Annotated in this window: 2 protein-coding genes; both read left to right on the plus strand. The window is 40.6% G+C overall.

Going from position 1 to position 1,914, the window contains the following annotated elements; translation table 11 throughout:
- The first annotated feature begins 238 nt into the window (after nucleotides 1-238).
- On the plus strand, nucleotides 239-1,213 hold the full coding sequence (locus tag AB6C75_RS23400) for an integron integrase (protein ID WP_372109494.1): 975 nt from the start codon (nucleotides 239-241) through the stop codon (nucleotides 1,211-1,213).
- A 177-nt stretch (nucleotides 1,214-1,390) separates the two neighbouring features.
- Nucleotides 1,391-1,885: a cytochrome P450 gene (locus AB6C75_RS23405; RefSeq protein ID WP_372109496.1), complete on the plus strand. Its 495-nt coding sequence runs from the start codon at nucleotides 1,391-1,393 to the stop codon at nucleotides 1,883-1,885.
- The last annotated feature ends 29 nt before the right edge of the window (nucleotides 1,886-1,914 follow it).

Genomic DNA, 1,914 nt, shown 5'->3' on the forward strand with positions numbered 1-1,914 from the left:
AGCCCTCCGCGAAGCGGCTTAGTTCAACAGCTCTTAGACCGAAAAATTCTGCATTTAAATATAGAATTTTTCTATCTAGTATCTTGATGAAGTTAACCATACCCCGTTTTTATGAAAACTAACAGCAACTTAAGCACTACGAGCATCTGCCTGAATCCCAAAATACAGATTTTTTCTATATAGCATGAATTGATGTGCCAAACTGCAATTCATGTATATATAACCAGTTAAAATTAAAATGCAAAAATCACCATTTCTAGCCTACATACAAGAATATATGCTGGGAAGACACTATGCTCTTCGTACTACACAGGCGTACATCTATTGGATTCACCAGTACATTCTTTATCATAATAAAAAGCATCCCAGAAGTTTGACTTCAAGGCATGTAGAAGACTTCCTGACGCACTTAGTTGTTGATAGGAAGTCAGCACAGAAAACGCAGAGCCTAGCCCTCAATGCGATAGTCTTTTTATACAAAGAAATCATCCAGGAACCCATTGAACTTGATATGCAGTTTCGCCGTTCAGACAAATCCCGAAAGTTGCCAACGGTTATGACGCCAGAAGAAATTGGCAGGTTCTTTAACCACTGCTCACCTAACTTCAAATTACCTTACCAATTAATGTATGGGTCAGGCCTACGGTTGATGGAGTGTCTACGCTTACGAATGCAAGACATCGACTATGACTACAAATCAGTGCGAGTGTGGCAAGGAAAAGGAGGAAAGAACCGTATAGTGACAATAGCCCCCGAGCTTTTCCCTTCAATCAAGTTACAACAACAGAAATCCGCAGAATACTATCAGCAAGATATACATGATAAAGCTTTTTCTGGCGTATACCTGCCCGACTCTCTAGCTAAAAAATACCCGAGTGCAGAAAGAAGCTTAAATTGGCAATTTCTTTTTCCTTCTGCTCGTCTGGCACCCGATTTGCGAACAGGTGAATTACGTAGGCATCATATTCATCCAACAGCACTACAAAAACACATTAAGGTCGCTAGCCAAAAAGCCGACATTGAGAAAAATATTTCCTGCCACACTTTAAGGCATTCATTTGCGACGCACCTTCTTCAAAGCGGTGCTGATATTAGAACAGTTCAAGAACAGCTTGGACATACCGATCTAAAAACAACGCAAATATATACTCACATCATAGATAGAGGAGCCAACGGGGTAATTAGTCCACTATCAAAAATATTCGTTAAGTAATTGTCGGGGAATCTCCGGTTCCGAGGTTTCGTAAACTTAGCGGTTAACCACTCACTTACATACCTTTACTTACCAAACCATGAAACTTGCTAAATTAGATGCTGACTTTTACTTATCGCTCTAGCCGTAACTTCAGTATTGTTACGCGCCATCAATGATATACATAAGGAAATGAAAATGAAGCGAATTGAGCAACTACCAATGCCACCCACTTCTGGTGTTTTAGGACATGTGAGCTATTTAAAACAGCCCAATGTTCATCAGCAAATGTTGTGTTGGATTAAAGAGTACGGTGCTCATTTTCGTTTAAAACTAGGCATGAAAGATGTACTTGTATTGTCTGATGCAGCTCAAATCAAGTCCGTGCTAAAGTCTCGACCTGAGGAGTTTCGCCGCCTAAAGAATATCGAGAGTGTCTTTGATGAAGTCGGTCTCAATGGCGTATTCTCTGCTGAAGAGGAACGTTGGAAGCATCAACGAAAATTAACAGAACCTATGTTTCAGCCGGGTCATCTGAAAAATTTTCACCCTCAGCTAAGTGTGATTACGGAGCGTTTGGGAAAGCACCTTGAAATGCTAGCGGAATCAGGAGAAGTGGTCGAACTCGTAGCAGAGTTTAAAAAATACACGGTTGATGTAACATCTCTGCTAGGGCGTGTTGATCTTTCGTGAGTGTTTTTTGAACAGCATGGTAAAGAGTT

Source organism: Vibrio sp. 10N.237.312.B06 (genome assembly GCF_041464685.1).
In the GTDB taxonomy this organism is placed as follows: domain Bacteria; phylum Pseudomonadota; class Gammaproteobacteria; order Enterobacterales; family Vibrionaceae; genus Vibrio; species Vibrio tasmaniensis_A.